The sequence below is a fragment of the Streptomyces sp. NPDC007162 genome (assembly GCF_040634175.1).
Lineage (GTDB): Bacteria > Actinomycetota > Actinomycetes > Streptomycetales > Streptomycetaceae > Streptomyces.
Genome location: NZ_JBEYFC010000102.1, coordinates 1 through 22737 on the forward strand (window position 1 = coordinate 1; position 22737 = coordinate 22737).

General features: G+C 72.7%; 20 protein-coding genes and 2 pseudogenes. 12 read left to right on the forward strand and 10 right to left on the reverse strand.

The window, feature by feature from the left end; genetic code table 11:
• Positions 1–227: pseudogene (locus ABZ646_RS15050) on the forward strand (hypothetical protein); the annotation flags it as partial.
• Between the two features lie 73 nt (positions 228–300).
• Here the strand turns inward: ABZ646_RS15050 and ABZ646_RS15055 are convergent.
• Positions 301–2829, reverse strand: a complete 2529-nt coding sequence (locus ABZ646_RS15055) for a helicase-associated domain-containing protein (RefSeq protein WP_360518038.1) — start codon at positions 2827–2829, stop codon at positions 301–303.
• A gap of 177 nt (positions 2830–3006) precedes the next feature.
• On the opposite strand from ABZ646_RS15055, the gene ABZ646_RS15060 reads away from it, so the two are divergent.
• A complete protein-coding gene (locus tag ABZ646_RS15060; RefSeq protein ID WP_360518041.1) occupies positions 3007–3963 on the forward strand; it encodes a hypothetical protein in 957 nt (318 codons plus the stop codon).
• Between the two features lie 93 nt (positions 3964–4056).
• Positions 4057–4710: an HAD family hydrolase gene (locus tag ABZ646_RS15065; RefSeq protein WP_360518044.1), complete on the forward strand. Its 654-nt coding sequence runs from the start codon at positions 4057–4059 to the stop codon at positions 4708–4710.
• Here ABZ646_RS15065 and ABZ646_RS15070 read toward each other — a convergent pair.
• On the reverse strand, positions 4683–4937 hold the full coding sequence (locus tag ABZ646_RS15070; protein ID WP_360518047.1) for a hypothetical protein: 255 nt from the start codon (positions 4935–4937) through the stop codon (positions 4683–4685). The two genes, ABZ646_RS15065 and ABZ646_RS15070, sit on opposite strands and share 28 nt — an antisense overlap.
• A 187-nt stretch (positions 4938–5124) precedes the next feature.
• Here ABZ646_RS15070 and ABZ646_RS15075 point away from each other — a divergent pair, with 187 nt between their 5' ends.
• Both ABZ646_RS15075 and ABZ646_RS15080 read left to right on the forward strand, forming a co-directional pair.
• A complete protein-coding gene (locus ABZ646_RS15075) occupies positions 5125–5508 on the forward strand; it encodes a cold-shock protein (RefSeq protein WP_132891678.1) in 384 nt (127 codons plus the stop codon).
• Positions 5509–5527: 19 nt separating this feature from the next.
• Complete coding sequence (locus ABZ646_RS15080) at positions 5528–6001, forward strand: hypothetical protein (RefSeq protein ID WP_360518050.1); 474 nt, start codon at positions 5528–5530, stop codon at positions 5999–6001.
• A gap of 25 nt (positions 6002–6026) precedes the next feature.
• On the opposite strand, the gene ABZ646_RS15085 is transcribed toward ABZ646_RS15080, so the two are convergent.
• From ABZ646_RS15085 to ABZ646_RS15100, 4 genes are all read right to left on the reverse strand, one after another.
• Entirely contained in the window at positions 6027–6881 is an 855-nt protein-coding gene (locus ABZ646_RS15085; protein WP_360518053.1) for a 1,4-dihydroxy-6-naphthoate synthase, read from the reverse strand.
• Positions 6868–7620 (reverse strand): futalosine hydrolase, encoded by a 753-nt coding sequence (locus tag ABZ646_RS15090; protein WP_360518056.1) that lies wholly within the window; start codon positions 7618–7620, stop codon positions 6868–6870. Before ABZ646_RS15090 ends, ABZ646_RS15085 begins: the two co-directional genes overlap by 14 nt.
• The gene (locus tag ABZ646_RS15095; protein WP_360518059.1) at positions 7590–8063 is read right to left on the reverse strand and encodes a DUF2771 domain-containing protein; all 474 of its coding nucleotides are present in this window, start codon (positions 8061–8063) and stop codon (positions 7590–7592) included. Before ABZ646_RS15095 ends, ABZ646_RS15090 begins: the two co-directional genes overlap by 31 nt.
• A gap of 62 nt (positions 8064–8125) precedes the next feature.
• A complete protein-coding gene (locus ABZ646_RS15100; protein ID WP_360518092.1) occupies positions 8126–9577 on the reverse strand; it encodes an MFS transporter in 1452 nt (483 codons plus the stop codon).
• Positions 9578–9993: 416 nt separating this feature from the next.
• Between ABZ646_RS15100 and ABZ646_RS15105 the strand changes: the two genes are divergently transcribed.
• The 3 genes from ABZ646_RS15105 (at position 9994) to ABZ646_RS15115 (ending at position 15196) form a co-directional block, all read left to right on the forward strand.
• Positions 9994–10920 carry a DUF3027 domain-containing protein gene (locus ABZ646_RS15105; protein WP_360518062.1) on the forward strand — a complete coding sequence of 309 codons (927 nt, stop codon included), beginning with the start codon at positions 9994–9996 and terminating at the stop codon, positions 10918–10920.
• Between the two features lie 176 nt (positions 10921–11096).
• On the forward strand, positions 11097–14234 hold the full coding sequence (locus tag ABZ646_RS15110) for a molecular chaperone Hsp90 (RefSeq protein ID WP_360518065.1): 3138 nt from the start codon (positions 11097–11099) through the stop codon (positions 14232–14234).
• 176 nt (positions 14235–14410) lie between these two features.
• Complete coding sequence (locus ABZ646_RS15115) at positions 14411–15196, forward strand: hypothetical protein (RefSeq protein ID WP_360518068.1); 786 nt, start codon at positions 14411–14413, stop codon at positions 15194–15196.
• A 71-nt stretch (positions 15197–15267) separates the two neighbouring features.
• Here the strand turns inward: ABZ646_RS15115 and ABZ646_RS15120 are convergent, their stop codons facing one another.
• Together ABZ646_RS15120 and ABZ646_RS15125 are read right to left on the reverse strand one after the other, a co-directional pair.
• Positions 15268–17667, reverse strand: coding sequence for a cation-translocating P-type ATPase (locus ABZ646_RS15120; protein WP_360518071.1), 2400 nt, complete (start codon positions 17665–17667; stop codon positions 15268–15270).
• 150 nt (positions 17668–17817) lie between these two features.
• On the reverse strand, positions 17818–18075 hold the full coding sequence (locus ABZ646_RS15125; protein ID WP_360518074.1) for a DUF2530 domain-containing protein: 258 nt from the start codon (positions 18073–18075) through the stop codon (positions 17818–17820).
• Between the two features lie 123 nt (positions 18076–18198).
• Between ABZ646_RS15125 and ABZ646_RS15130 the strand changes: the two genes are divergently transcribed.
• Entirely contained in the window at positions 18199–19650 is a 1452-nt protein-coding gene (locus ABZ646_RS15130; RefSeq protein ID WP_360518077.1) for an NCS2 family permease, read from the forward strand.
• Between the two features lie 24 nt (positions 19651–19674).
• On the opposite strand, the gene ABZ646_RS15135 is transcribed toward ABZ646_RS15130, so the two are convergent.
• On the reverse strand, positions 19675–19857 hold the full coding sequence (locus ABZ646_RS15135; RefSeq protein WP_360518080.1) for a ribbon-helix-helix protein, CopG family: 183 nt from the start codon (positions 19855–19857) through the stop codon (positions 19675–19677).
• A 154-nt stretch (positions 19858–20011) separates the two neighbouring features.
• Between ABZ646_RS15135 and ABZ646_RS15140 the strand changes: the two genes are divergently transcribed.
• The 3 genes from ABZ646_RS15140 to thpR all read left to right on the forward strand — a co-directional run bounded on the left by ABZ646_RS15140 (position 20012) and on the right by thpR (position 22533).
• On the forward strand, positions 20012–20449 hold the full coding sequence (locus ABZ646_RS15140; RefSeq protein ID WP_360518083.1) for a MarR family transcriptional regulator: 438 nt from the start codon (positions 20012–20014) through the stop codon (positions 20447–20449).
• A 27-nt stretch (positions 20450–20476) separates the two neighbouring features.
• Positions 20477–21826: an MFS transporter gene (locus tag ABZ646_RS15145; protein ID WP_360518086.1), complete on the forward strand. Its 1350-nt coding sequence runs from the start codon at positions 20477–20479 to the stop codon at positions 21824–21826.
• Positions 21827–21960: 134 nt separating this feature from the next.
• Positions 21961–22533, forward strand: a complete 573-nt coding sequence (gene thpR, locus ABZ646_RS15150; RefSeq protein WP_360518089.1) for an RNA 2',3'-cyclic phosphodiesterase — start codon at positions 21961–21963, stop codon at positions 22531–22533.
• Here thpR and ABZ646_RS15155 read toward each other — a convergent pair.
• Positions 22530–22737, reverse strand: a pseudogene (locus ABZ646_RS15155) (hypothetical protein); the annotation flags it as partial. The gene thpR and the pseudogene ABZ646_RS15155 overlap by 4 nt on opposite strands.

Below are 22737 nucleotides of genomic sequence, written 5' to 3' on the forward strand. Positions count from 1 at the left end.
GACCAGGGCCGGCGGCGGATGGCCGGCCCTGGCCATGGTGCAGCGGCGGCTACCGGGTCGTCTCCACCGAGGAGGCCCCGGAGGACGCGGACGCCGCGTGGTACGAGGAGCACTTCAGCCCCTACGCCGAGTCCCGTGTCCACGAGGAGATGACGTCCGCCGGACTGGAGGCCGCGGCCCGGACCCACTTCGGCCTGCCGGCGAACGCCCCGGTGCGGGACAGCTGAGCGCCCCACAGCTGAGCGCCCCACCACACGCGACCAGCCGCGACGCACAACGGCGGCGCGGACGATCGGCGTCCTAGTCCTCCGCCAGTTCCGCCACGCCGGTCACCCGGTGCAGGGGGTAGGTGCGGACCTCGTCGGCCGTGTGGTCGTAAGCCGTGACGAAGCCGCCCTCCACGCGGATCGGGGCGATGACACGCTGGCTGGCGGTGCCCTCGGCGTTGACGTAGCCGATCCAGAGGGTGTCGCCGGTGAGGACGGCGGCCTGCATGGTGGCGAGGGTCTCGGCGGCGGTGGTGCGCGGGAGCTCCCCGCCCTGCACCGTCGTGCCGGTGGGCTTGCGCGGGGTGGTGGCGGCGAGGTCGCCGGCGCGGATCGCGCGGATCGCGGCGGCGAGGAGAGTGGAGTCCGGGGCCGGCGGGCCGTCCGGGACCGGCTCCGGGGCGGCCCGCGGCGGGGTGCGGTGGGCGTGGGCGCGGGTGATCAGGACGTCGCCCTCGGCGCCCTCGGCGGCGGGCGCGTAACCCATCGCACGCAGGCCCTCCAGGAGGGTCGCGGGGTCCGCCTGGGTGGCGAGGACGGTCGGGGCGAGGCGGCGCAGGCGCAGGGCGGCGGCGCGCTTGTCGGCCATGATCTCGCCCAGGACCGTGTCGTCGTCGCAGCGGACGTACGCGGAGGCCGCCCCGACCCGCAGGTGGCCGTGTCTGCGGGCCACGTCGTCGACCAGGTAGGCGAGGGGCTGCGGGACCGGCGTGCGGGAGTGGGTGGTGAGGAAGGCGTGCAGGTCGGCGGCGGTGCGGCCGGCGTCGAGGGCGCGGCGGACGGAGGCGGGGGTGAAGCGGTAGACCGTGGCGCCGCCCTTCGACTCGACGTCGGCGAGGACACCCAGCGCTTCGGCGAGCGGGCGTCGCAGCGGGCCCGGGGCGACCGCGGTCAGGTCGGCCTGGAGCAGTACGTGGTCGAGGGGCTCGGGAAGGAGCGGGGCGAGGAGCCGGCCGGCGGTCGCGGTGGCGACGGCCTGCTCGGGCGGGGAGAGGGGTTCGCGTGCGGGGACGGGGCGGTGGTGGTGCACGGGGAGCTTGTCGCCGGGGCCGGCGGCCGGTGGTTCGGCGGCCTTCGCGGGGGCGGGTGCGCCGAGCAGCGCGCGGCCGTGCGCCGACAGCGCCCCACGGCCGGTCACACCGAGCATCTCGGCCTCGGACAGGGTCCACCGGGCCAGCCGGGTGCGCAGGTCGTCGCCCTGCTGCTGCGGGCCGCGCAGCGGGCGTTCCCAGCGCAGCCTGGCCAGCACCGACTCGGCGCCGGGGGCGGTGCCCTCCGGGAGCCCGGCCAGCAGGGTCAGCACCCGGTGCCGTACCTCCGGTGCGACGGACCGGTCCAGACCCGGGCCGAGGGCCGACAGGGAGCGGTCCTTGGCGTCCCGGCCGCCGACCAGGCCGGGGGTGCGGGTCGCGGTGAGCCAGGCCTCGGCCAGCTGGGCCCAGCGTTCGGCGGGCGGGCGGTCCAGCCACTCGTCGTAGGCGGGGGTCGCCGCGTAGCGTTCGTCGGCCTCGCCGTCGGAGGCGAGCAGCCCGGCGCCGTACGCCAGCTCGACCCAGAAGGCGGCGATCGGCTCGGGCACGTCCAGGGCCACCGCCGTCCGCTTCAGGTCCCGGACGCTGAGGCCGCCGGCCCGCAGGACGGAAGGGCCGCCCTCGTCCCAGTCCTTCAGCAGCTCCTCGACGGTCGCGAGCGCGGTGTACGCCTGTCCGGCCGCGGTGGCGTCCACCACCTGCGGACGGTGCGCGGCGGCAGGCTCCACGGCGGGCGGCACCGGCTCCGGCGCACGGTGCGCGCGGCCCTCGCGCAGGTGCAGGGCGACCTCGCGGGGCAGGACCACCGTGCCCGGGGCGGTCGGCAGCAGCAGGCCGCGGTCGAGGAGCCAGCGCAGATGGGCCGCCGGTTCGGGGGTGACCTGGCCGTACGGCGGTCCCCAGACCAGCCGGCCCAGCACCTCGCGCGACTCGGCGGGCGCGGCGGCGAGCAGCTTGGCCATCTTCCTGCGGTGGCCGAACAGCTTGGTGAGCGCGTCCACCGCGGACACCGGGTCATGGGTGGAGGGCAGTCCGGCGGTGGTCAGGATCTCCTGGATCCGGCCCGGGGACATCCCCGAGGTGGCCTCCCGCACGCTGGGGCCGAGACCGGTCGGGGAGGGGTGCTGCGGGGACGGCGCCAGCACCTCCCGGGCGGTCCGCACCAGCCGCAGCCGTTCGTCGTCGCCCCATACGAGGGCCTGGTCCCGCAGCGCACCGAGGGCGGCCGGCAGGGCGGCGGTCACGGCCGGGTCGCCGTCGTCGCCGGCCATCAGCCCCAGCAGCTCCGCGTACGGCGCCGGGTCACCGGCCACCGCCAGCGCCTCCGCGGTCTGGAGGGCGAAGCGGTCCAGCCGTTCCAGGGCGCGCAGCACCGAGGCGCGGGTGCCGGCCCGGGTGGCCAGCTGGGTGAGGTCGGTGGGGACGGGGGTGATGAGGTCGGGGCGGGCGCGCAGCAGGACGGCCAGGGAGGCGTCGTCCCTGGCGCGGAGCGCCTCCGCGAGGGAGCGCGGCGGTGTGGCCGGGTTGCTCATCCGACCCACGGTAGCGGGTGCGGCCTCGGGACCGGGATCGGCTGTCCGGGCCGGCGGCACCTCCGGCGACACCCCGCACCCACCGCGCACCGACGGCCGGTGCCGGGCCGACACGAGCCGTGGCCTGCGCTACCGTCGTTGCGGGTCATTCAACGCATTGGCCCCGGAGGGGACTTCGTGGGTATCGAGAGCGATCAGGTCGTCTACGAGTATCTGAGCCGGGTCGGGGACATCGCGCACCAGCGCCAGTTGTCGTCGGCGGAACGCATGCGGCTGGTGTCCGGGCTGCGCAACGAGATCGACCGGCACCGGTCGAAGGCGACCGTCGACAGCCCCGCGGCCGTACGCCGCATCCTGGACCGGCTGGGCACGCCCGACGAGGTCGTCGAGGCGGCGGGCGGTACGACGGACGGCGCGCAGCAGCCGGCATCGGCCGCGGTGCCGGTCCAACCGGCCGCGGGCCCGTCGGCGGCGGCCGGGTCCGGGCCGTCGGGCCCGTCCGACGAGCGGCGCCGGGTCGTGCCGCGGCCCCGGCCCGCCGAGCCGGGCGGACCCGGGCAAGGTGCCGTCCCCACCGACTGGTGGCGGGTGGACAGCAGTCCGTTCGGGGACGCCGACAGTGTGCCCGGGTTCGTGGGCGGTGTGGAGATCCCGGAGATGCTCCGCAGGCCGAGCCTCCAGAAGGAGGAGCCGGGGGACGGCCCCGGCGAGGCCGCCGAGCCCGAGGAGGCGGTCCCCGTGGTCGAGGCCGCCGCGGCGCCGCGCCGGGGGATCCGCTTCGTCCCGCGTCCGGCGGCCGGCTGGACCAACCCGCTCCTCCTGCTCGCGGCGGCGGCCCTGGTGGTGGGCGCGGTGCTCGGCAACTGGTTCGCGCTGATCCTGGGCTGGCTCATCGCCTACGGTTCCCGGCGCCTCACCCCGGCGGAGAGCAAGCTGGCGGTGATGTGGGTGCCGGGGTTGTCGGTGGCGGCGGGGCTGGTGTGGTTGTGGGGGCGCAGTGCGGGGCGCTGGGGGGCGCCGATCGCCGAGGGGCACATGAGCGGGGCCGTGGCGGAGACGTGGCCGTGGGTCGTGCGGGGCGCTGCGCTGGCCTCGGCCGTGTATGTGGCGTGGCGGTCGCAGCGGGCGCGGTAGGGGTGGGTGGCAGTTCTCGTACGGCAGCCTTCGGCCGGGGATACCCCCAGCGCCCCTGACGGGGCAGGCCCCTGTCTTGCGGGGACCGGCACAATGGCGCATATGACTTCTCGCCCGCTCACCGTCGGTTTCGACCTCGACATGACGCTCATCGACTCCCGGCCCGGTATCCACGCCACCTACACGGCGCTCGCCGAGCGGACGGGGACGTTCATCGACGCCGATCTGGCGGTCACGCGGCTGGGGCCCCCGCTCGCCGAGGAACTGATCCACTGGTTTCCGGCCGAGCGGATCGCGGAGATGAGCGACCTGTACCGGGCCATGTACCCGGAGACCGCGATCACCGCGACGCCCGCCATGCCGGGTGCGCGGGAGGCGATCGCCGCCGTCCGGGACGCCGGCGGGAAGACGCTCGTGGTCACCGCCAAGTACGAGCCCAACGCGAAGCTGCACCTCGGCCACCTCGGCATCGTCCCGGACGCGGTGGTCGGCGACCTGTGGGCCGAGCAGAAGGCGGTGGCGCTGCGCGAGCACGGCGCGGGCGTGTACGTCGGCGACCACGTCGGGGACGTGCGGGGAGCCCGTACGGCGGGCACGCTGTCGGTGGCCGTGGCCACCGGACCCTGCGATGCCGGGGAGCTGCGCGCCGCCGGCGCCGACGTGGTGCTCACCGACCTCACCGAGCTGCCCGCCTGGCTGGCCGGGTACCTCGAGGACGGCTACCGGGAGGACGCCGCCCGGGCCTGACGGCGGCCGGCCGCGATCGACCGGAGCACCCCGGCGCCCGCGATCAGGAAGCCGACGCCCATGAGCATGCTCAGCAGGTACATGTAGGTCGGAAAAGGCTTCGCACCGAGGAACAGCGGTATCACGGTGACGAGTGTGGCCACCGTACCGATGAAGAAGACCACAGCACCGGCGCGGATCAGTCGGTCACCGGGCCCGGCGGAATTCGCTTGGGTTTTGTCACGCACTCGACCAGGGTAGTTCCCTGCCCGAAGGAACAACCGGGCGACGTCTTGTCACGCGCCCGAAGACCATTAGCCTTGGTACCGGCGGGTCATGGTCGACCCGCCCGAGTGCTATCAAGGCCCGTTCAGAGCTGTTGCATTCAGAAGTTTTCCGAGCAGTTTCCGACGAGATACGAGGACGAGGACAGACGTGCCTACCGGCAAGGTCAAGTGGTTCAACAGCGAGAAGGGCTTCGGCTTTCTCTCCCGCGACGACGGCGGTGACGTCTTCGTCCATTCCTCGGTTCTCCCCGACGGGGTCGACGCCCTCAAGCCCGGTCAGCGCGTGGAGTTCGGCGTCGTCGCCGGTCAACGCGGTGACCAGGCGCTGTCCGTGGTCATTCTCGACCCCACCCCGTCGGTCGCCGCCGCCCAGCGCAAGAAGCCGGACGAGCTGGCCTCCATCGTGCAGGACCTGACGACACTGCTCGAAAACATCACGCCGATGCTGGAGCGCGGCCGCTACCCCGAGAAGACCGCGGGCAAGAAGATCGCCGGTCTGCTGCGCGCGGTCGCGGACCAATTGGACGTGTAGGCCGGCGGGGAAAGCCGAAGTGAGCGACATACGGACCGACGGGCCGTCACCCGAACTGCTGGCGCGGATTCGGCGGCAGCGCCGGCACGTCCTGGAACTGCTCGCCGTCTGCGCCGTCGGTCTCGTCCCGTGGACGCTCCTGCTGGCGGTCACGCTGCCCAGCGGGTACACGGTCCGTCAGTGGCGGACCACCTGGGTCGGCTTCGACGTGCTGCTCGTGCTCGCGATGGCGTCCACCGCCGTGCTGGGCTGGCGCCGTCACCGGGCCGTCGTGGTGACGGCCGTCACCACGGGGGCGCTGCTGGCCTGCGACGCCTGGTTCGACGTGTCGCTCGCCCTCGGCACCCCGGACGTGTGGCAGTCGGCCGCGCTGGCGGTCTGCGTGGAGCTGCCGCTGGCGGCCTTCCTCATCCGCAAGGTGCTGGGGATGCTGGCGCTTGCCGAGTGGCCGCCGACGGACCACCTCACCGACGGCGACCCGCCGCAGCCCTGACCCCGCTCCGGGGCCTGCTCAGGGCCTACGGGAAATCGAGTGCGTGCGGGCCGAGGGGCGGGACGAGTCCCTCGGCCGCCGCGCGGGTGAGCAGCCCGCGTACCGCCGCGTAGCCGTCCTCGCCGAGTTCCGAGGTGAACTCGTTGACGTAGAGCCCGATGTGCTGGTCGGCGACGGCCGGGTCCATCTCCTGGGCGTGGGCCATGACGTAGGGCCGGGAGACCTCGGGATCGTCCCAGGCCGCGTGCACGGACGTGCGGATCGAGTCGGCGAGGTGCGTCAGCCGCTCGGTGCCCAGCGAGCGCTTCGCGATGATCGCGCCGAGCGGGATCGGCAGGCCCGTCGTGTCCTCCCAGTGCTCGCCCATGTCGGCGAGCTTGTGCAGCCCGTAGTTCTGGTAGGTGAAGCGCGCCTCGTGGATCACGAGCCCCGCGTCGACCTTCCCGTCCCGTACCGCGGGCATGATCTCGTGGAACGGCATCACCACGATCTCGCCGACCCCGCCGTCCGACAGGGTGTCGGCCGCCCAGAGCCGGAACAGCAGGTACGCCGTCGACTTCTCGCTCGGTACGGCGACCGTGCGGCCGGTCAGGTCCACCCCGGCCTCCCGGGTCAGCACCAGCGGCCCGCAGCCCCGCCCCAGCGCGCCCCCGCAGGGCAGCAGCGCGTACTCGTCGAGGACGTACGGGAGCACGGCGTACGACACCTTCAGCGCGTCCGACTCGCCGCGCTCGGCCATGCCGTTGGTGACGTCGATGTCCGCGAAGGTGACGTCGAGCGCGGGGGCGCCCGGGACGCGGCCGTGGGCCAGGGCGTCGAAGACGAAGGTGTCGTTCGGGCAGGGCGAGTAAGCGATCTTCAGCAGGTCACCGGTGGTCATGTGGGTTCCAACCCTCCAAGGCGGGCGCGAGCTTCCCGAAGGCCTCCGTCAGGGCGGCCAGCGCGTCGCCGATGCGCCAGGCGGCGCGGTCGCGGGGGCCGACCGGGTTGGAGACCGCGCGTATCTCCAGGACGGGCACGCCGTGCGCGGCGGCCGCGTCGGCGACGCCGAAACCCTCCATGGCCTCCGCGAGGGCGCCCGGATGCCGGGTGCGCAGTTCGGCGGCGCGGGTGGCGGTTCCGGTCACGGTGGACACGGTGAGTACGGTGCCGGGGCGCGCGCCGGTCACCCCCGCGATCACACGTACGAGTGAATTCGGTGGATGGTGGCTGACGGTTCCGAAGCCCAGGTCGGTGACCGGCACGAATCCGTCGGCCGTCTCGGCGCCCAGGTCGGCCGCGGTGATCTCGTCCGCGACGACCAGCGAGCCCACGGGGGCCTGCGGCGGGAAACCGCCCGCGATCCCGGTGGAGACGACCAGCGTGTAGGGGCGTCCTTCGAGGGCGGCGGCGGTCAGGGCGGTCGCGGTGCCCGCGGCGGCCGCGGCCGGACCGACCCCGGCGGCGAGGAGGTCGTACCCCCCGGCGGTGCGCAGCAGCGTCCCGGCGGGCAGCCGTACCTCGGTCGTACGGTCCGCGAACGCCCGCGCCACCGCATCCCGCTCGGCGGGGACCGCGGTGGCTACGAGGACGCGTACGGCGGACGTGGTCAGGCGTCCTTCTTGAGCTTGAAGGACCACAGGCCCAGCACCGACTTGTCGCCCTCCTTGATGGAGACCAGGGTCGAGTTGCCGGAGGCGCCGTACTGGGCGTTGAAGAACACGCTGCCCGGGATGGTGCGGTAGGTCTTGGTGCTGGAGTCGGTGAGCGCCTGACCGTTCATCAGGATCGTCCAGCCGCCGTCCGCGATCTTCGGGTCGACGCCGAAGCGGACGGTGTCGTCCGGGTCCACCTTGATCGACTTGATCCCGGTGTCCTTGAGGCACTTGGCGAGCGAGGCCGTGTCCAGGGCCTTGCCGTCGTTGTAGCAGGTGGCCTCGGAGTTGACCGAGGTCGTGCCGACGGTGATCGTGGCGATCGGGGTCGGCTTGTCACAGGCAGACAGGACGAGCAGTCCGGCGGAAACGGCGCCGGCGGCGGCGACGACGCGGCGGCGTCGCGAGCGGGAGTGCAGCGTGGTCATGGCCGAAGGCTATCGGGCGCTCTCGGCCCGCTCCCCACGTGGGGTACGGCGTGCCCGGTTCGTTACGCCACTCGCGGACTCGTGCGGGTGCCGTGCCGGGCCGACGCCAGCAGACCGCGCAGCGTGGCCAGCCAGCCGGCGGCCACGATCGCGGCGGCCACCACGAGACCCAGGGTGCCGTTGAGCGGCATCACGATGCCCACCGCGCCGCCGAACACCCACGCCATCTGCAGCAGCGTCTCCGAGCGGGCGAACGCCGAGGTCCGCACCAGCTCCGGCACGTCCCGCTGGATCAGCGCGTCCAGGCACAGCTTGGCCAGCGCCTGCGCGAACCCGGCCACCGCGGCGAGGACGGCCACCAGGAAGGCGCCGAAGAACAGGGCCGCCACGATCGCCGTGCCCAGCACCACGGCCACCACCGTCACGATGATGATCTCCGGTGCCCGGGAGCGCAGCCAGGAGCCCACCGCCGTGCCGACCGCGTTGCCCGTGCCGGCCGCGACGCCCACGATCCCCAGCGACACCGCCGCGCTCTCGCCCGTCAGCGGGTGCTCGCGGAGCAGGAACGCCAGGAAGAAGATCAGGAAGCCGGAGAGACAGCGCAGGGCCGCGTTGGCGCCGAGCGCGTGCGTGACGGCCGGGCCGACGGTCCGCAGCCCCGGCCGCTTCGACTCCTTCGCGGCCTGCGCGCCCTGCGGGTCCTGCGCGCTTTGCACGGCCTGTGGGTCCTGCGCGGCCTGTGGGTCCTGCCCGGCCTGCCCGTGCCGCGTGCCCCGCGGGTCCTTCCGTAGCGGGCCGTGCAGATGTTCCTCGTCGGCGGCGAGCAGCGCCACGTGCTCGCCCTTGGCGGAGTCGACCTTCGGGGGGAGGGTGAAGGAGAGGAACGTCCCGGCGACGAAGATCACAAAGGCGCCGTACAGCGGCCAGGGGTCGCCGACGGCGTGCAGCCCGGCCCCGATCGGCGCGGCCACACCGGTGGCGAGCAACCCCGCGAGGGTGACCCGGGAGTTGGCCTTCACCAGGGAGAACCGGGGCGGCAGCAGCCGCGGTACGACCGCGCTGCGCACCACGCCGTACGCCTTCGACGCGACCAGCACCCCGAGCGCGGCCGGATACAGCTCCAGACCGCCGCTCGCCACGGCCCCGGCGATGATCAGCGCGAGCAGGGCCCGGGCGAGCATCGCGGCGGCCATCGCGGCCCGGCGGCCGTGCGGCAGCCGGTCCAGGAGGGGGCCGATGACCGGGGCGAGGACCGTGAAGGGCGCCATGGTGATGGCGAGGTAGAGCGCGACCCGCCCCCGGGCCTCGTCCGTCGGCACCGAGAAGAACACCGTCGAGGCGAGCGCGACGGTGATCATGACGTCGCCGGCGCCGTTCACCGCGTGCAGTTCGATCAGTTTCCCGAGGCCGGACTCGCCCGCGCCGTGCGCGTGCGTGGCCTTGCGGATACCCCGGGCGGCACCGGTCACCGGGAGGTGCAGGGCACGGCCGACCGAGCGGACGGCACCGCGCATCCGGCCCGCACCGCTACCGACCCCGACGGAGCGTTGGGGGGACTTCGCGGTTGCCACGTGCTTCATAGTGCCCTGAGAGTGCTGTTCCTAGTGCACTTTGTTGCCAAGCGAACCGGACGGGGAACGGCGGTGGAGCGCCCCGCAGGGCCCGCGGGAAACCGCACGGCCGGCCCCCACCGGCCCGCGGTCGCGCGACGACCGGTGCGCACCCCCACCGCCGTCGGCCCCGCCGGACTGTCCCCCACCACCGGCGACGGGGTAGCGTGCGTATCTCAGCCATAGCGCAGAATGGATGGCATAGGTGCGCCCGAGCGCGATCGGACGCGGACGTCGATGCGGCCCACAGGTCCGCTCCGTCCGCCCCACCGCCGGAGGCGACCGCACTCGTGAGACGGCGTAGGAGAGAAGCGATACCTGTGAGCGCAGCGACAACGCGAAGCCGCACCCCCGACCGTCTGTGCGCCGAGGCGGTCGACCTCGCCCGTGCCGCCGCCGAGGAGGCCGCGGCACCCGGAGTGGTGGGAGAGCACGCAGGCGCGGTGGCGGAGGGCGATCGTGTCGTCACGCACTTCTTCGAGTGCAAGGAACTCGGGTACCGGGGCTGGCGCTGGGCGGTGACCGTCGCCCGTGCCTCCCGGGCCAAGGTCGTCACCCTGGACGAGGTGGTGCTCCTCCCCGGCCCCGACGCCCTGCTGGCCCCTGAGTGGGTGCCGTGGAGCGAGCGGCTGCGCCCCGGTGACATGGGCCCGGGCGACCTGCTGCCCACCGAGGCGGAGGACCTCCGCCTGGAGCCCGGCTACACCGGCGAGGACGAGCCGGAGCCGAACTCCCCGGTCTCCGAGGAGATGGAGGAACTGGCGGAGGCGGAGGACGCCGACGTCACCGCGGGCACCCCCGCGAACCTCCCGACGGTCCCCACCCGGGGCACGATCGCCTCGGTCGCCGAGGAACTCGGCATGCGCCGGGCCCGGGTGCTCTCCCGTTACGGCCTGCATGTCGCCGCCGACCGTTGGGAGGAGGCGTTCGGCGCCAAGACCCCGATGGCCCAGGCCGCCCCCGCGACCTGCGTCAGCTGCGGTTTCCTCAGCCCCATCGGCGGCTCCCTCGGGCAGGCCTTCGGCGTCTGCGCCAACGAGTTCTCCCCGGCCGACGGCCGCGTGGTCTCCCTCGCCTACGGCTGCGGCGGCCACTCGGAGGCCGCGGTGATGCCGAAGACCCCGCAGCCGGCTCCGCCGGTGATCGACGAGACGAGGGTCGACCCCTTCCCCCTCCGCCCGGCCGCCGACTCCGGCTCGGTCCCGGCGACCTCGGACGAGGAAACGGCCGAACTGGGCCACTCCTAGGCGAGCGGCGAACTCTCACCCCTGCGACCTCACGTAGGCCTCGACGCACCGGCCCCGGCCGTCGGCAGGAACGCGGTCGGGGTGCTTCGGAAGCTCTCCGCAGGGGCGGCGGCCGGTAACCGAGGACCCCCGGGTGAGGCGGTACCTTCGTGCTCACGCCGATGAGGAGAGTGAACGTGAGCAAGTTCGTGCGGCCCGCAGCCGAGGGTGCCGACCCGTTCGGGACCGCCCGTCTCCGGCGAGGTGTCCTCGACGCCTGGGCCACCAGCCCCGCCCGGTTCCGTGAGGACGCCAACGCCGAGGAGGACCTGGTCCTCGGCGGCTACCGGGACCGGCTCGTCGTGGAGCTCGCGCAGAACGCGGCCGACGCGGCGGCCCGCGCCGGCGTCCCCGGCCGCTTCCGCCTCACCCTCCGCGACGGCGTCCTGTTCGCCGCCAACACCGGCGCCCCGTTGGACGCGGCCGGTGCCGAGTCCCTCTCCACCCTGCGCGCCTCCGCGAAGCGGGAGGAGACCGAAAGGTCCGTCGGCCGGTTCGGCGTCGGCTTCGCGGCCGTGCTCGCGGTGACGGACGAGCCCGCGGTCGTCGGCCGGCACGGCGGCGTCCGCTGGTCCCTCGCCGAGGCCCGGGAACTGGCCGAGGAGACCGCGGCACACAGCTCCGGGCTCGGCGACGAGATCCGCCGCCGGGACGGTCATGTCCCGCTGCTCCGGCTCCCGTTCGCCGCCGAGGGCACCGCCCCGGACCCGTACGACACCGTCGTCATCCTGCCCCTGCGGGACACCGCGGCCGCCGACCTCGCCGAGCGCCTCCTGGACGCCGTCGACGACGCCCTCCTGCTCGCCCTGCCGGGTCTCGAAGAGGTCGTGATCGAGAACGGCGACCAGCCGGTCCGCACCCTGCGCCGCGACACCGACGGCGCCCACACGGTCGTATCGGACTCACGGCACGGCACGACCCGCTGGCGTACCGTCTCGGCGCACGGCGCGCTCACCCCGGACCTGCTCGCGGACCGGCCGGTCGAGGAGCGGCTGCGCCCGCACTGGTCGCTGACCTGGGCCGTCCCCACCGACGGCCAGGGCGCCCCCGACCGCCCGCGCACCGCCTCCGTCGTGCACGCGCCCACCCCCAGCGATGAGCCCCTCGGCGTGCCCGCCCTGCTCATCGCGTCCTTCCCGCTCGACACCACCCGCCGGCACACGGCCCCCGGTCCGCTCACCGACTTCCTGGTGCGGCGCGCGGCCGACGCCTACGCCGAACTGCTCGCCGACTGGCGGCCGGTGGGGGAGGGGATCATCCACCTCGTGCCCGGTCCGCTCGGCAAGGGCGAGCTGGACGGCGCGCTGCGCCAGGCGATCCTGGAGCGGCTGCCGCGCACCGCCTTCCTGCCGCCGGCCGTCGAGCCCGGCGGCGCCGAGGACGCCGACGACCCCGGCCTCCCGGAGGCACTGCGCCCGCGGGATGCGGAGATCGTGGAGGGAGCGGGCGCGGAGACCGTCCGCGTCCTCGCCGAGGTGCTGCCCACCCTCCTGCCCGCCGGTCTCGAACGCCGCGTGGAACTGCGCACGTTGTCCGTCGCCCGGCTGCCGCTCGCCGACGCGATCGACCGGCTGGCCGGCCTGGAGAAGGACCCGGACTGGTGGTGGCGGCTCTACGACAGCCTCGCGGGCGTCGACCCGGACCGGCTGTCCGGCCTGCCCGTGCCACTCGCCGACAGCCGTACGACCATCGGCCCCCGCCAGGTGCTCCTGCCCACATCGGACTCGGCCGCCATCGACCCCGGGACGCTCGCCCGGCTCGGCCTCAAGGTCGCCCACCAGGACGCCGCCCACCCGCTCCTGGAGAAGCTCGGCGCCCTCCCCGCGTCCCCGCGCGCGGTGCTCACCACCCCGCAGGTGCGGGCCGCGGTGGCCGCCTCCCTCGACGACGAGGGCGGTGCGCTGTGGGAGGAGGACGCCCCGGACGCCGAGGAACTCGCGGACACGGTACTGGCGCTGGTGCGCGACGCCGGGCTCGCCCCCGGTGACGAGCCCTGGCTGGGCGCGCTGGCCCTGCCGGACGAGGACGGCGAGCTCGCCCCGGCGGGCGAACTGGTGCTCCCCGGCAGTCCGTTCGCGCAGATCATCCGCGCGGACGAACTGGCAGCCGTGGACGCCGAACTGGCCGAGAAGTGGGGCGAACAGCCCCTGGCCGCCTGCGGGGTCCTCGCCAACTTCGCGCTCGTCCGCGCCACCGACGTGGTCCTGGACCCGGACGAACTGGAGCCCCGCGAGGGCGACTTCGCGGAGCCCGACGACGCCGGCCTGCTGGACGCGGTCGACGTCTGGAGCGAGGACATCCTCGACCGCTTCCCGGACTCCCCCGTGCCGCCGGTCGCCACCGAACTGATCGCCGTCCGCGACCTGGACCTCGTCGACGACGACCACTGGCCCCAGGCCCTGGCCCTGCTCGCCCAGCCGCCCCTGCGCGACGCCCTCACCCAGCCGGTCCGGGTCCTGCTGCCGGACGGCACCCACGAGGTCGTACGGCCGTACACGGCCTGGTGGCTGCGCGGCCACCCGGTCCTGGACGGCCGCCGCCCCGCGGGCCTGCTGGCGGCCGGCGGCGACCCGCTGCTGCGCGGCCTCTACGAGGAGGCCGACGCGACCGGCTTCGGGGACGAGCAGGTGCTGCGGGCGCTGGGCGTACGGACGTCGGTGGCCGCGCTCCTCGACGAGCCCGGTGGCGCCGCCGAACTCCTGGACCGCCTGGCCGACCCCGACCGTCCGGTGACCGCGGCCCAACTGCACGCCCTCTACGGCGCGCTGGCCGACCTGGACCCCGAACAGGTGACGCTCCCCGACGAGGTGCGAGCGGTGGTCGACGGCCGGGTGGAGGTGGTGGACGCGGCGGACGCGGTGGTCGTCGACTCCCCGGACCTGCTCCCGTTCACCTCCGGCGTCCCCCTGCTGCCGGTACGGCCCGCGCGCGCCGCCGAGTTGGCGGAACTGTTCCAGGTCCGGCGGCTGAGCGAGTCGGTGACGGGTTCGGTCGACTCGGAGGGCACGGAACACGACGTGCCCGAACCGGTCCACGTCCTGCTGGGCCCGCGCACCCCGCGGACGTACGTCGAGCACGAGGAACTGGTGGTCGACGGAGTCGAGATCGACTGGCGCCTCACCGGCGACGGCACCCTGCACGCCGCGACCCTGGAGGGCGTCGCGGCCGGCCTCGCCTGGGCGGCCGGCCAGTGGCCGCGCCGCTTCGAGGTGGCGGCCCTCCTGGAGGACCCGTCCCGCACGGGGGAACTGGCCCGGGACCGCTGGTTCGACTGAGTGAAGGGGCGGTCCTGGCCGAAAGAGACGTGATCCGGTCGTGACGGAAGTAAGAACCGGCGGGATTGCGTCTCACCCGTACAACCATTCACACCTCTCGTGGATCACATCTCCTGAGTCAACAGACTCCCTAGTTCTCTGGGCCTCGCGCCCACTCTTCTCCACGTGGGGAATCCATGCGCATTCGTGCCACTGTGGCCGCCGTCTCCGGCGCCCTGGCCCTGTCCGCTTTCGTCGCCCCGGCCGCTCACGCCGTCGGCAGCACCGCGCCGGACGTCACCTTCTCCAGCATGAAGGTCAACGGTGGCAAGGCCATCGTCGTGCCCGCCACGGGCTCCGTGAAGTTCACGATCACCTACAAGGTGACCCACGCCGCCGACCTGAAGACCAGCGACTTCTACGCCATGCCGGTCATCTACCACGGCACCACGATCGAGAAGTCCCAGTACGGCGTCGCCCCGTCCGGCGAGCCCACCTGCACGGACAGCTCGACGACCGTCCAGAGCTGCAAGGCCACCCTGAGCGTCAGCCGCGCCGACCTGGTCAACAGCATCGCCGGTACCTGGCAGTCCGGCGGCATCGCCTTCGACAAGAACCTCGACAACCCCGCGTTCACGAACAACCTGGGCAGGGTCTCGGTCCAGCGCCTGTCCAAGCTGACGGTCAACGCCACGCCCGAGCCGGTCAAGAAGGGCAGGACCATCACGGTCACCGGCTCCCTGACGCGCGCCAACTGGGACGCCAAGAAGTACTCGGGCTACGCGAGCCAGTCGGTGAAGCTGCAGTTCCGCAAGAAGGGCTCCAGCACCTACACCACCCTGAAGACCATCAAGTCGTCCTCCACGGGCGCCCTGAAGACGACGACCACGGCGACGGTCGACGGCTACTACCGCTACTCCTTCGCCGGCACGTCCACGACCCCGGCGGTCAACGCCACGGGTGACTACGTCGACGTGCAGTAGTCGTCAGCGCCGGAACCGCGCGGCCAACCCCCACCGGGCCCGCGCGGTTCCCCCCGCCGCACCGCACCGCATCACACCGGATACTTCCGCTCCACCCACTTCCAGAGAAACTCCAGCAGCGCCGACGCCACCACCGCCACCCCCACCGCGGTCCACGGCATCGCCACCCCGACCAGCTTCAGCGCGAAGAAGCTCTGCAGCGCGGGCACCGCCAGCACGAACACGAACGCCACGCCCATCGACGCGACCAGCACCACCCGCCACCAGGTGTACGGCCGGGCGACGATCGCCAGGATCCACATCGAGATCAGGAACAGGGTCAGGGTCGCCGCACTGGTCTCCGCGTCCAAGGAGCCGCCGCCCGTGTAGTAGTGACGGGCGATCAGGTAGGTCACGAAGGTCGCGACGCCGGCCACCACCCCGCCCGGGATCGAGTAGCGCATCACCCGGCGGACGAAGTGGGGTCTGGCCCGTTCCTTGTTGGGGGCCAGGGCGAGGAAGAAGGCCGGGATGCCGATGGTGAGGGTCGACAGCAGCGTCAAGTGCCGCGGCAGGAAGGGGTATTCGACCTGCCAGCAGACCACCAGCACCGCCAGCAGCACCGAGTACACCGTCTTGACCAGGAAGAGCGTCGCGACCCGCGTGATGTTGCCGATCACCCGGCGGCCCTCGGCCACCACCGAGGGCAGCGTGGCGAAGCTGTTGTCGAGCAGCACGATCTGGGCGACCGCCCGGGTCGCCTCGGACCCCGAGCCCATCGCGACCCCGATGTCGGCGTCCTTCAGGGCGAGCACGTCGTTCACGCCGTCGCCGGTCATCGCGACGGTGTGCCCGCGCGACTGAAGCGCGCCGACCATGTCCCGCTTCTGCTGCGGGGTGACCCGCCCGAACACCGTGCCCCGGTCCAGCGCCTCGGCCATGTCGCCGGGGTCGGCGGGCAGCCGGCGCGCGTCCACCGTCGTACCGCTCAGCCCGAGCTTCGCGGCCACGGCACCGACCGACACCGCGTTGTCGCCGGAGACGACCTTCGCCCGGACGTCCTGGTCGGCGAAGTAGCGCAGGGTGTCGGCCGCGTCCGGACGCAGCCGCTGTTCCAGGACCACCAGCGCGGTGGGGCGGGCGCCCTCGGCCACCCTCGCGTGGTCGAGGTCCCGGGTGGCGCGGGCCAGCAGCAGCACCCGCAGCCCTTCCTCGTTGAGGCGCACGGTTTCGGCCAGGGCCGGGTCGTCGGCGCCGAGCAGCACGTCCGGCGCCCCCAGGAGCCAGGTGCTGGTCTCACCGTCGCTCTCGCTGAAGGTCGCCCCGCTGTACTTGCGGGCGGAGGAGAACGGCAGCGACTCCACGCACCGCCACTCCTCGCTGTCGGGGTAGGCGTCGATGATCGCCTGGAGGGAGGCGTTGGGGCGCGGGTCCGACTCGCCGAGCGAGCCCAGCGCCGTACGGATGTACGACTCGTCGGCCCCGTTCAGCGCCCGCAGCTCGGTGACGTCCATGCCGCCCTCGGTGAGGGTGCCGGTCTTGTCGAGGCAGACGGTGTCGATGCGGGCGAGGCCCTCGATCGCGGGGAGTTCCTGGACCAGGCACTGCTGCCGGCCCAGCCTGATCACGCCGATCGCGAAGGCGACGGAGGTGAGGAGCACGAGGCCCTCGGGGACCATCGGGACTATGCCGCCGACGGTGCGGGCCACGGCGTCCTTGATGCCGTCGTTCTTCACGACCAGCTGGGTGACGACCAGGCCGATCGCGGCCGGCACCATCATCCAGGTCACGTACTTGAGGATGGTCGAGATGCCGGTGCGCAGCTCGGAGTGGACGAGGGTGAAGCGGGACGCCTCCTCGGCGAGCTGGGCCGCGTAGGCCTCCCGGCCGACCCTGGTCGCCGCGAACGCGCCGCCCCCCGCCACCACGAAGGAACCCGACATCACCTGGTCGCCGGGGCGTTTGACGACCGGGTCGGCCTCACCGGTGAGCAGCGACTCGTCGATCTCCAGACCGTCGGCCTCGGCGCACACCCCGTCCACGGCGATCTTGTCGCCGGGGCCGATCTCGATCAGGTCGTCCAGCACGATCTCGTTCGTGCCCACTTCGACGGCGGCCCCGTCCCGGCGCACGGTCGGCCGGGCCTCGCCGATCACCGCGAGCGAGTCCAGGGTCTGCTTCGCCCGCCACTCCTGCACGATGCCGATGCCCGTGTTGGCGAGGATCACGAAGCCGAACAGGCTGTCCTGGATCGGCGCCACGAACAGCATGACCACCCACAGCACGCCGATGATCGCGTTGAACCGGGTGAACACGTTGGCGCGCACGATCTCGCCGAACGAGCGGCTGCTGCGCACCGGTACGTCGTTCACCTGGCCCCGGGCGACCCGCTCCGCGACCTCGGCCGCCGTCAGGCCGGCCGCCCTGGCCGGGGCGGGCAGCGGTACGGGATGCACGGGGTCGAGCTCGGCGCCCGCGTCGATGTGCTGCATGCATTCGACGGTACGTGCGGATTTGCACGTTCACCTGCCGAGTGCACCAAAGATCCGACCGGGGGATGACCGATGTCGTGCGTAGGTTGTAGCCGCCGCCCGACCGGCTCCTCCGGGGGTGCGGGGGCTCTTCCTGCAGAGGTCCCGGCCCTACAGGGACTGCGCCGCCTCGGCCCGCTTGATCGCCGCGTCGCGCTTCTTCACGTACCAGACGCCGATCAGCCCGAGTCCGCCGCCGGCCAGGCAGGTCCAGACCCACCAGGTGTGACCGTGGTCGGAGAACCAGCCGTAGAACGGGAGCTGGGCCAGGAAGAGGACGAACCAGACGATCGTGCCGCCGATGATCGTCGGCACGACCGGCCCCTCCAGGGGTTCCGGTGCCTCGTGCTTGGGGGTCCACTTCGCCATGGCGCTCAGCTTACGCACCACCCTGCCGGACCCGGGGTCTACGCGCGGAGATAGCGATCTAGTAATCATACGTTCATACTGAAACCGTTTGTCTCTGGCCGCTTCTGATCGTAGGAACATCCAATGTCAACCCCGGCTTCCACCAAGGCGCCCGCCCCCGAACAGCCGGGTGCGACTCCCGCGTACGGCGCGCTCGACCGTTACTTCAAGATCTCCGAGCGGGGCAGCACCCTGGGCCGCGAGGTGCGCGGCGGCTTCGCCACGTTCTTCGCGATGGCGTACATCATCGTGCTCAACCCGATCATCCTCGGCAGCGCGAAGGACGTGTACGGCCACCAGCTCGACCACGGTCAGCTGGTCACCGCCACCGTCATCACCGCGGCCTTCACGACGCTGCTCATGGGCGTCATCGGCAACGTCCCGATCGCGCTGGCCGCCGGCCTCGGCGTGAACTCCGTCGTCGCGCTCCAGCTGGCCCCCCGGATGTCCTGGCCGGACGCCATGGGCATGGTGGTGCTGGCCGGCATCGTCGTGATGCTGCTGGTCGCCAGCGGTCTGCGCGAGCGCGTCATGAACGCCGTCCCCTACAGCCTGCGCAAGGCGATCTCCATCGGCATCGGCCTGTTCATCATGCTGATCGGCCTGGTGGACTCCGGCTTCGTCACCCGCATCCCGGACGCCGCCCAGACCACCGTCCCGCTCCAGCTCGGCGCCGACGGTCACCTCAACGGCTGGCCGGTCCTGGTCTTCGTGCTCGGCGCGCTGCTCACCCTCGCGCTGATCGTCCGCAAGGTCTCCGGCGCGATCCTGATCTCGATCGTCGCGATGACCGTGCTGGCCCTGATCATCAACGCCGTCGCCCATGTGACGTCCTGGGGCCTGACCACCCCGAAGTGGCCCGGCAACCCGGTCTCCACCCCGGACTTCGGCCTGCTCGGCAAGGTCAGCCTGTTCGGCGGCTTCGACAAGGTCGGCGTGCTGACCGGCGTCCTCTTCGTCTTCACGGTCCTGCTGTCCTGCTTCTTCGACGCCATGGGCACGATCATGGGCGTCAGCGACGAGGCCAAGCTGACCGATGCCCAGGGCTACATGCCGGGCATCAACAAGGTCCTCTTCATCGACGGTGTCGCGGTCGCCGCCGGCGGTGCCAGCTCCTCCTCGGCCACCACCTGCTTCGTCGAGTCGACGGCCGGCGTCGGCGAGGGCGCCCGCACCGGCTTCGCCAACGTCGTCACCGGCGGCCTCTTCGTCGTGGCGCTGTTCCTGACGCCCGTCGCCACGATGGTCCCGTCCCAGGCCGCCACCCCGGCGCTGCTCGCGGTCGGCTTCCTGATCCTGGCCGGTTCGATCAAGGAGATCGACTGGGCGGACTACACCCTCGCGATCCCGGCCTTCGTGACCATGGTGATGATGCCGTTCACCTACTCGATCACGAACGGCATCGGCATGGGCTTCATCACCTTCGTGCTCATGCGCCTCGCCGTCGGCAGGGCCAAGGAGATCCCGGTCGCGATGTACGTCGTCTCGGCGGTCTTCGCCTTCTACTACCTGATGCCGGCCCTGGGCCTGACCTGATCCGCTGGGGGCTGACCTGATTCCTCAGGTGACCCCGTAGAACTTCTCCGTCTCCTCGACGGCGGCCGAGAACCGCTCGTCGAAGTCGTCGCGAATGAGCGTCCGGACCACGTAGTCCTGGACGCTCATTCCTCTTCTGGCCGCGTGGTGCCGGAGCCGGTCGAGCAGCTCTTTGTCTATCCGCAGGCTGAGCACACTGGTCCCCATGGGTATGAGGGCGCCACATCCACGCGTCCGGCGTGTCACTTTCCGGACTTGTCTCACTCGTACGGGTGAGGTCGCGGTTCAGTGGCCGAGGTCACGGGCATTCTGGCGTGTCCCGAGTGGTCCTTAGTTAGGGTAATGAGTTACTCTAAAGAACATGCCGGACCTTACCCATGGCGACGACGCAGCCGCCGTGAACGACCTCCGCTCCGCCGTGATGCGACTCTCGCGACGGCTCAAGCACCAGCGGGTCGACGAGTCACTGAGCCCCACCGAGATGTCGGTGCTGGGCACCCTTTCCCGCTGCGGCCAGGCCACCCCCGGTGAACTCGCCCGCAAGGAGCACGTCCAGCCGCCCTCGATGACCCGCATCGTGGCGCTGCTGGAGGCCAAGGGACTGGTCCGGCTGGAGCCGCACCCCGAGGACCGGCGCCAGAAGGTCGTCACCAGAACGGAGCAGGCCGAGGCGATGCTCGAGGAGAGCCGCCGCAAGCGCAACGCGTTCCTGGCCGGCCTGGTCGACGGTCTCGACGAGGACGAGTGGGCGAAACTGCGCGCAGCCGCCCCCGTACTGGAGAAGCTCGCACATCTGTAAGACGCTCTACGAGGAGGCGAACCCACTTTGAGTACGGGATCCGGAGCACCTTCCGCCCCCGCACCGACCGCCCCTACTACCCCCGCATCCCGCAAGTCGTCGATGTTCAGCTCGCTGAAGGTCAGGAACTACCGCCTGTTCTTCGCGGGCCAGGTCGTCTCGAACATCGGCACCTGGATGCAGCGCATCGCCCAGGACTGGCTGGTCCTCAGCCTCACCGGCTCGGCGACGGCCGTCGGTGTCACCACCGCCCTGCAGTTCCTGCCGATGCTGCTCTTCGGCCTCTACGGCGGAGTCCTGGTCGACCGGCTGAACAAGCGGCGCGCCCTCCTCGTCACCCAGACCGCGATGGGGCTCACCGGCATCGCGCTCGCGCTGCTGACCCTCTCCGGTCACGTCCAGGTCTGGCACGTCTACCTCGCCGCCTTCTTCGTCGGCCTCGCCACGGTCGTCGACAACCCGGCCCGCCAGTCCTTCGTCTCCGAGATGGTCGGCCCGGCCCAGTTGCAGAACGCGGTCAGCCTGAACTCCGCGAACTTCCAGTCGGCCCGCCTCGTCGGCCCCGCCGTCGCCGGTCTGATGATCACCGGCGTGGGCACCGGCTGGGCGTTCCTCTTCAACGGCCTGTCCTTCGTCGCCCCGATCGTCGGGCTGGTGCTGATGCGCGCGCGTGAACTGCACGTCGTGACGCGCGCGCCGAGAGGCAAGGGCCAGCTCCGGGAAGGTCTGCACTACGTCGCCGGACGCCCCGACCTCATCTGGACCATCGCCCTCATCGGGTTCGTCGGCACCTTCGGCTTCAACTTCCCGGTCTACCTGTCCGCCTTCGCCGACGACGTCTTCCACGCGGGCGCCGGCTCGTACAGCCTCTTCAACACGCTGATGGCGGTCGGCTCCCTGGTCGGCGCCCTGCTCGCGGCCAGGCGCGGCACGGCCAGGATGCGCGTGATGATCGCGGCCGCGGTCGCCTTCGGGACCCTGGAGGTGGTGGCCGCCACGGCACCGTCCCTGTGGCTGTTCGCCCTGATCATGGTGCCGATCGGCATGTTCGGGATGACGGTCAACGTCACCGCCAACACCACCGTCCAGATGGGCACCGACCCGGCCATGCGCGGCCGGGTGATGGCCCTCTACATGATGGTGTTCATGGGCGGCTCGCCCATCGGCGCCCCCATCGCCGGCTGGATCACGGACGCGTACGGCGTCCGCGCGGGCCTGGCCGTCGGCGGCGCGATCGCCGGCGCCGCGGCAATCGTCATCGGCCTCGTCCTGGCCCGCGTCGGCAACCTGCGGCTCTCGGTCGGCTGGCACGGCGGCCACCCCCGGGTCCGCTTCGTCCCCAGAGAACCCCAGGAACAGCTGGCCCCAGCGGCCTGACCTCCGGCCCGGAGGCCCCCCACCCGACCCCCTCCGGGCCACGCCTCTTCCCGGCCGGCCGGGCCCCGGCGGCCCCGCCACCGTCCCCGGCCCTCCAGCCCGGCCGACGCCCCCCGGATGGCAGGGTGGGCGGCATGAGACTCTTCGCCGCTGTGTTGCCGCCCGCCGACGTGGTCGGTGAACTCGCCGGTGCCGTCGACCGGCTGCGCCGGATGCCGGATGCGGACGGGCTGCGCTGGACCGGGCGGCCCGGCTGGCACTACACGCTCGCGTTCTACGGAGAGGTCGAGGACGGCGTCGTACCGGACCTGTCGGAGCGGCTGGCCCGGGCGGCGCACCGCACCGCGCCCTTCGCGCTGGCCGTCGCGGGCGGCGGGCAGTTCGGGCACGGCAGGGCCCTGTGGGCGGGTGCGGACGGCGATCTGGCCGCCCTGCGCCTGCTGGCCGACCGCGCGGAGGCGGCGGCGCGCAAGGCGGGCGTGCCGATGGGGGCGCACCGCCGTTACCAGGCCCACCTGACGGTGGCCAGGAGCCGGGAGGCGGTGGACGTACGGCCGTACGTCGCGCTGCTCGCGGAGTTCGCGAGCCGGACCTGGACGGTGGAGGAGCTGGCGCTGGTGCGCAGCAACCTGCCGACGTCGGGGGTGCCGGGGGAACAGCCTCGGTACGAGGTGGTCGCCCGCTGGGCGCTGGGCGCGGCCGGTTAGGCTCGTCGCGTGGACCCGAAGACCCGGAACCGGATCATGGCCGGTGTGCTTGTGCTGTTGTTCGTGGTGGTTGCCCTGGCCTCCGCGATGAGGTGACCGCTGGGGGCACCCCCGGCCGTCGGGCTGCAGGCGATCGTCGCCGCCGCCAACAAGATCGCCCTCGGACAGACGGAGTCGGCCGTGGCCGGCGGCGCGGACACGGCG

Bases quoted from the DNA above. Each gene is read 5' to 3' on its own strand.
- ABZ646_RS15120 (WP_360518071.1), bottom strand. From the start codon at position 17,667: ATGCAGCACATCGACGCGGGCGCCGAGCTCGACCCCGTGCATCCCGTA.
- ABZ646_RS15125 (WP_360518074.1), bottom strand. From the start codon at position 18,075: ATGGCGAAGTGGACCCCCAAGCACGAGGCACCGGAACCCCTGGAGGGG.
- ABZ646_RS15135 (WP_360518080.1), bottom strand. From the start codon at position 19,857: ATGGGGACCAGTGTGCTCAGCCTGCGGATAGACAAAGAGCTGCTCGAC.
- ABZ646_RS15055 (WP_360518038.1), bottom strand. From the start codon at position 2,829: ATGAGCAACCCGGCCACACCGCCGCGCTCCCTCGCGGAGGCGCTCCGC.
- ABZ646_RS15130 (WP_360518077.1), top strand. From the start codon at position 18,199: ATGTCAACCCCGGCTTCCACCAAGGCGCCCGCCCCCGAACAGCCGGGT.
- ABZ646_RS15065 (WP_360518044.1), top strand. From the start codon at position 4,057: ATGGCGCATATGACTTCTCGCCCGCTCACCGTCGGTTTCGACCTCGAC.
- ABZ646_RS15085 (WP_360518053.1), bottom strand. From the start codon at position 6,881: ATGACCACCGGTGACCTGCTGAAGATCGCTTACTCGCCCTGCCCGAAC.
- ABZ646_RS15115 (WP_360518068.1), top strand. From the start codon at position 14,411: ATGCGCATTCGTGCCACTGTGGCCGCCGTCTCCGGCGCCCTGGCCCTG.
- ABZ646_RS15095 (WP_360518059.1), bottom strand. From the start codon at position 8,063: ATGACCACGCTGCACTCCCGCTCGCGACGCCGCCGCGTCGTCGCCGCC.
- ABZ646_RS15100 (WP_360518092.1), bottom strand. From the start codon at position 9,577: ATGCGCGGTGCCGTCCGCTCGGTCGGCCGTGCCCTGCACCTCCCGGTG.
- ABZ646_RS15140 (WP_360518083.1), top strand. From the start codon at position 20,012: ATGCCGGACCTTACCCATGGCGACGACGCAGCCGCCGTGAACGACCTC.
- thpR (WP_360518089.1), top strand. From the start codon at position 21,961: ATGAGACTCTTCGCCGCTGTGTTGCCGCCCGCCGACGTGGTCGGTGAA.